The sequence below is a fragment of the Pseudonocardia sp. ICBG601 genome, from assembly GCF_020496245.1.
On record NZ_JAHLJA010000234.1, the window covers coordinates 1 to 5,578 of the forward strand.

4 protein-coding genes and 5 pseudogenes are annotated in these 5,578 nt (G+C 73.7%); all 9 read right to left on the bottom strand.

From position 1 onward, the window contains the following. Nucleotides 1-10 precede the first annotated feature (10 nt). Complete coding sequence (locus tag KPL57_RS68880; protein ID WP_308253478.1) at nt 11-280, bottom strand: hypothetical protein; 270 nt, start codon at nt 278-280, stop codon at nt 11-13. Further along, nucleotides 253-525, bottom strand: coding sequence for a YeiH family protein (locus tag KPL57_RS68885; RefSeq protein ID WP_264200058.1), 273 nt, complete (start codon nt 523-525; stop codon nt 253-255). The genes KPL57_RS68880 and KPL57_RS68885 overlap by 28 nt, the downstream gene beginning before the upstream one ends. 58 nt (nt 526-583) lie before the next feature. Next, a pseudogene (locus KPL57_RS71470) lies at nt 584-1,408 on the bottom strand (putative sulfate exporter family transporter); the annotation flags it as partial. 54 nt (nt 1,409-1,462) lie between these two features. Beyond that, complete coding sequence (locus tag KPL57_RS68895; RefSeq protein ID WP_255677809.1) at nt 1,463-1,591, bottom strand: hypothetical protein; 129 nt, start codon at nt 1,589-1,591, stop codon at nt 1,463-1,465. A 97-nt stretch (nt 1,592-1,688) separates the two neighbouring features. Further along, nucleotides 1,689-2,536, bottom strand: a pseudogene (locus KPL57_RS73580) (sulfite exporter TauE/SafE family protein). 202 nt (nt 2,537-2,738) lie between these two features. Beyond that, entirely contained in the window at nt 2,739-2,891 is a 153-nt protein-coding gene (locus KPL57_RS62975) for a hypothetical protein (protein WP_020624367.1), read from the bottom strand. A gap of 351 nt (nt 2,892-3,242) precedes the next feature. Then, a pseudogene (locus KPL57_RS62980) lies at nt 3,243-4,541 on the bottom strand (sulfate adenylyltransferase subunit 1). Next, nucleotides 4,541-5,478: pseudogene (gene cysD / locus KPL57_RS62985) on the bottom strand (sulfate adenylyltransferase subunit CysD). The pseudogenes KPL57_RS62980 and cysD overlap by 1 nt, the downstream one beginning before the upstream one ends. Continuing rightward, a pseudogene (locus KPL57_RS62990) lies at nt 5,475-5,578 on the bottom strand (phosphoadenosine phosphosulfate reductase); the annotation flags it as partial. The pseudogenes KPL57_RS62990 and cysD, both read right to left, overlap by 4 nt.

A 5,578-nucleotide genomic window follows, 5' to 3' on the forward strand; every position in this document is an offset into this window, starting at 1 on the left:
GGACCCGGACTCAGACCGTCAGACCGGAGAACAGCAGGACCGCCAGTCCGAGGCCGACGGCCAGGTTGACCCCGGTCGCCGCGGCGAACACACCGATCGGGCGCCACCCGGCCTCCCGCAGCGGTGCCATCCGGAACTCCAGGCCGATCGAGACGAAGGCCAGGATCAGGAACGTAGTCCGGAAGGCGTTGACGTCGCTGATCAGCGGCTTCGCGACGTCGGAGCCGGCGGTCGCGACGAACACGGTCGCGATCATCGAGGCGGCGAGGAATCCGAGCACGAACTTGGGGAAGCGCTCCCAGAACTCGCGCGGGCCGGCCGGCCCGCCGAGCCGCTGCGCTCGACCTTCAGCGTGAAGTAGGCCGTCAGCGCCACCGCGACGACGCCCAGCAGCGCGTTCTGGGTGGTCTTCACGATGGTCGCGATCTGCAGCGCCTCCTCGCCGACGATCGCCCCGGCCGCGCTGACCGCGGCGGTGGTGTCGATGTTGCCGCCGATCCACGCACCGGCGACGGCGGGCGACAACCCCAGCGCCCCGACGGCGGCGGGCAGCAGGAAGATCGACGGCAGCGCGAAAGAGGATCACCAGGCTGGCCGTGTAGGCGAGCTGCTCCTTGCGGGCCTGCACCGCGCCGGCGGCCGCGATCGCCGCGCTGACGCCGCAGATGGACACCGCGGACGCCAGCAGGGCGCGGAGCTTGTCGTCGACCCCGGCCCGCCCGGCGAGCCACCAGGTGAAGCCGAAGACCACGGTGATCAGGACGACCGCCTGCACCACGGCCGGTCCGGCGGCGCGGACGATGACCGAGAAGTCGATCGAGGCGCCGAGCAGGACCAGACCGGTCTTGATGAAGAACTCGGTGCGGAAGCCGCCCGAGAGCCGTTCGCGCAGCCCGGTCAGGGTGAGCACGACGTTGCCGAGCAGCCCGAGCGCGATCGCGTAGACCGGGTACTCGATCGCGTCGGCGATCCCGGACAGCGCGGTGCCCTCGGCGGCGTCCGGGACGGTCTGTTCGAGGTAGCGGACGAGTCCGCCGAGGACGAGGACGACCGCGACGCCGCCGAGCCTCCACAGGACGGGGGGCGGGTCGGCGCTTGTGTCCCGGTGTCGGGCCCGGTCTCCGGCTGGGTCTGCGGCTGGGTCTGCGGCGCGGTCGGCGGCGTGGTCCGTGGCTCGGTCGGTCGGCCGGCGTGCTGGTCGGTCACGGGACCAGCCCCCCGGCCAGAGCCCGGACAGGATCAGGACGAGCAGGAGGAGGCCGACGACCGTCGCGGCCCAGTCCTCGTTCAGGGCGAGGCGCCGCTGTGCGGGGACGTCCCCGGGCTCGTGGTCGGTGCCGGCGTGGGTGTCGGACGGGGTGCTCACGGGTGGCCCCCGGAGGTGGTGCGGGACATGGAGTTCCTCCACGACGAGTGGGTGCGCGGGTACACGGCGGCGCGTGACCCGGCCGGGCCACGCGCGTCAGAACCGCGGACAGAACTCGTGGTAGGCGTGCGGCCGCCGGGACGGCCAGAACTCCTCCCGGTGTCGCGCGAGGTGCGCGAGGACCGCGGGGTGCGTCGCGCAGCGACGGGACACCGGGGCGGTCATGGCCCCGATCGTGCGCTGTCGGGACGAAGCGGACAAGGTGTCGCCCACGGGACGGACGGGGTGTCCGGACACCGCATCCGCCCGGCCCGTGGGGAGGTCAGCCGGTGGAGACCGGCTGCTCCTGGTCGACCGGCGTCGCCGCGTCCTCGGTCCGGCTGCGGCGCAGCCGGGTGACCGCCGCGCCGATCGCCAGCGCCCACAGCACGAGGATGACGGCGTAGACGGCCGCGGTCACCGCACCGCTCGCGTCGGCGGCCCGCAGCAGCGTCCGGGCGTTGGTGAGGATGATGACGCCGCCGACCGCCGAGCCCAGGACCGGCGCCGGGATGCGGGTGACGAGCCAGGCCGCCAGCGGCGCGGCCAGCACCCCGCCGATCAGCAGCCCGCCGATGGTGGAGGGGTCGAGCACCTCGTGGCCGAGCCCGACGAGGAACCCGGCGCTCGCGGCGAGCGCCACCAGGAACTCCGAGGCGCTGACCGAACCGACGACGGTGCGCGGTGCGGTCCGTCCGGCGCTGAGCAGGGCCGGGGTGGAGACCGGGCCCCCCCGCCGCCGCCGGACGCGTCGACGAAGCCGGCGACCAGGCCGAGCGGGGACAGGAACCGGGCGCCGTGCGGGGAGGTGCGGGCGGTGGCGACCTTCGGCGGCCGCACGCTGAAGCGCAGCAGGACGTAGACGCCGAGGGCGAGCAGGATCCCCGACATGAACGGGGCGGCGTTCTCGGTGGACAGCGCCGACAGCAGCGTCGCTCCCAGGAACGCGCCGACCGCACCCGGCACGCCCAGCTTGAGGACGAGCTTCCAGTCGACGTTGCCGAAGCGCCAGTGCGAGGCGCCGGAGGCGAGCGTGGTGCCGACCTCGGCCAGGTGCACCGAGGCGCTCGCGGTGGCCGGGTTGATCCCGGCGAAGACCAGCAGCGAGGTCGAGGTGATGCCGTAGGCCATGCCGAGCGCGCCGTCGACCAGCTGGGCCGCGAGGCCGACGAGGGCGAAGACGATGAGTGTGGGCACGGACGATCCTTCCCGGACTGCCGGCGGACGCGGTCCCGGGCCCCGGCGCGTCCCGGTGGGGGACGCGGGTGCGGGGGCGGCCGCGGTCACGGTGACCGGTGGTGTGGTGGGGTGGCGCTCGGCGCCGTGGGACGGGTCAGCGAGCGCGACAGAACTCGTCGAACGCGTCGAGCCGGCGCGACGGCCAGAACCGCTCGAGGTGCGCGACGAGGTGCCAGGACACCGCCGGATCCGCCTGCGAGCGGCCGGGTGACAGGACCCGGTCGGCGGGCGTGGCGGTGGTGGTCACCGATCCATGGTGGAACGCGAGCGGGGTGTCGACAAGCCGACGTCCGCAGGTCGGGACCGCGGTGAAGATGTCCGGACAACGGCTGTGACCAGCTGGTGTCGGGATGGTTCCGGGGTCGGCCCGCTGTCGTGGGCTGCGGCTGTGACCCGATACACCGGGGCCGGTCCGGACACCGTGCGCCGTCGCGCCCACCCGGTGATCGCCGGCAGTGAGAGGATCGGTGCCGGTTCGGGCACCGTTCCCCTCACTCGTCGCGATCATCGCCGGGTCGCGACGGTCGTCGTCGCGGGGCCGGGGACGACCGCGGCCCCGCACCCGGAGCGGGTGCGGGGCCGTCGGGCGTGGTCACCGTCAGCCGGCGGCCGGCACCGCCGCGAGCGGGTCGCCCACCAGCCCGGCCGCGAGCGTGTTGCCCGTCGGCGGGTCGATCAGCAGGAACCCGCCGGTCGTGCGGACGCGGGCGTAGGCGTCGACCGGCAGCGGGTCGGCGACGCGCAGCGACACCCGTCCGATGTCGTTGATCTCCAGCTTCTCCGGGGCGGGGGCGTAGGACACCGTCTCGGTGTCCAGCCGCGACCCCAGCGCCCCGACGATCACCTGGGTGGTGCGGGTGCCGTGCTTGAGCAGCAGTCGCGCGCCGGGCAGCAGCGGCTTCTCGGCCAGCCACACACAGCGTCGCGTCGATCTCGGAGGTGACCTCCGGGACGTCGGACGCGGCCGCGATCAGGGCGCCGCGGGGGGCGTCGATGTCGTCGGCGAGCAGCACCGTCACGCTGAGCCCGGCCCCGGCGGCCGCCAGCGGGCCGTCGGCGGTCCGGACCTCGGAGACGGTGGTGCGGTGCCCCTCGGGCAGGACGACGACCTCGTCGCCCGGACGGACGGTGCCCGAGGCGACCTGGCCCGCGTAGCCGCGGTAGTCGTGGAGCTCGTCCGTGCGGGGCCGGATCACGTACTGGACCGGCATCCGGAACGGGGCCGTGGTGTCCGGGCCCTCGACCGGGACCGACTCCAGGTGCTCCAGCAGCGTCGGCCCGGTGTACCAGGGGGTGTGCCCGCTGCGGGACGCCACGTTGTCCCCGACCAGCGCGGACACCGGGATGACCTGCACCGCGGCGTCGTCGAAGCCGAGCGAACGGGTGAGCTCGGTGAACTCGCGCTCGATGTCGGCGATCTTGGCCTCGTCGTACTCGATGAGGTCGATCTTGTTGATCGCCAGGACCAGACGCGGGACGCGCAGCAGCGACAGCACCGCGGCGTGCCGGCGGGTCTGGGAGACCACGCCGTTGCGGGCGTCGACCAGCAGCACCGCCAGCTCGGCGGTGGAGGCGCCGGTGACGGTGTTGCGGGTGTACTGCACGTGACCCGGGGTGTCGGCGAGCACGAACTCCCGCGGCGGCGTGCCGAAGTAGCGGTAGGCGACGTCGATGGTGATGCCCTGCTCGCGCTCGGCGCGCAGGCCGTCGACGAGCAGCGACAGGTCCGGGGTGGACATCCCTTGTCGACCGAGGCGCGCTCGACGGCCTCGATCTGGTCGGCCAGTACCGACTTGGTGTCGTAGAGCAGGCGCCCGACCAGGGTGGACTTGCCGTCGTCGACGGAGCCCGCCGTGGCGAAGCGCAGCAGGTCGCGCGGGGTGGCGGTGTCGACCATCAGAAGTAGCCCTCCTTCTTCCGGTCCTCCATCGCGGCTTCGGACAGCCGGTCGTCGGCCCGGGTCGCGCCACGCTCGGTGAGCCGCGACGCGGTGACCTCGGCGATGACCTCGTCGAGGGTGGTGGCGGTGGACTCGACGGCTCCGGTGCACGAGCCGTCGCCCACCGTGCGGTAGCGGATCGACCTGCGTTCCAGCTTCTCGCCGTCGCGCGCTCCGCCCCAGGGACCCTCGGCGAGCCACATGCCGTCGCGCTGGAACACCTCGCGCTCGTGCGCGTAGTAGATCGACGGCAGCTCGATGCCCTCGCGCCGGATGTAGCGCCAGACGTCGAGCTCGGTCCAGTTGGAGATGGGGAACACCCGGACGTGCTCGCCGGGGGCGTGCCGTCCGTTGTAGAGGGTCCACAGCTCCGGGCGCTGCTTGCGCGGGTCCCAGCGGCCGAACGCGTCGCGCAGGCTCATGATCCGCTCCTTGGCCCTGGCGCGCTCCTCGTCGCGCCGGCCGCCGCCGAACACGGCGTCGTAGCGGTGCTCGGCGATCGCGTCGAGCAGCGGCTGGGTCTGCAGCGGGTTGCGGGTGCCGTCGGCGCGCTCGACGAGCCGGCCGTCGGCGAGGTAGTCCTCGACGCGGGCGACGTCCAGGCGCAGCCCGTGCTGCGCGGCGACCCGGTCCCGGAACTCGATGACCTCGGGGTAGTTGTGCCCGGTGTCGACGTGCAGCAGACCGACGGCACCTTGGCCGGCGCGAACGCCTTGATCGCCAGGTGCACCAGCAGTGTCGAGTCCTTGCCACCGGAGAACAGGATCACCGGGCGGTCGAACTCGCCGGCGACCTCGCGGAACACGTGGATCGCCTCGGACTCCAGGGCGTCGAGCGCGTCCAGGGCCGGGGTCGTGACGGCGGGGGTCACGGCGGTCTCCTCCAGGGCGGTCATGCGTGCAGCCCGCACTCGGTCTTGGCGCGACCGGCCCAGCGACCGGAGCGGGGGTCCTCGCCGGGCTTCGGCTTCGCCGTGCAGGGGGCGCAGCCGATGC